1 protein-coding gene is annotated in these 328 nt (G+C 47.6%); it reads left to right on the top strand.

Features of this window, described 5'->3' with window-relative positions; translation table 11 throughout:
- A partial coding sequence (locus BN1128_RS25830) for a hypothetical protein (protein WP_042866501.1) occupies positions 1–328 on the top strand: 328 nt, incomplete at both ends.

Genomic DNA, 328 nt, shown 5'->3' with positions numbered 1-328 from the left:
TGGCATCAAGACTACTGTTGAGACTGCAAGGGGTCTTGGTGGCTTGGGTGTAACAGCGTATACGAAGAACATCAAAGGCGTTGATTATGTAATCATCAAGAATTACAGACGACACGCACAAACCCTGATGAAAGGGAACAAGTGGAAGGCCAACAACCCGAAAGTTGTGCAAGCTGGCATCGGGATAAACGATGTGAAAGGGGCCGTTCGATATGCAAAGGTCAATGTCGGCGTAGAGATTGTGTTTGCTACGGCAGTTAACGCGGTTGATTTTATAATGCGTGATGAGGCGACTCTGGCCGAGTTTGTTGGAAACAGTGCAGGAGAT

The organism is Aeromonas piscicola (assembly GCF_000820005.1).
GTDB lineage: Bacteria > Pseudomonadota > Gammaproteobacteria > Enterobacterales > Aeromonadaceae > Aeromonas > Aeromonas piscicola.
This window is presented reverse-complemented; position numbering and strand designations above follow the sequence as displayed.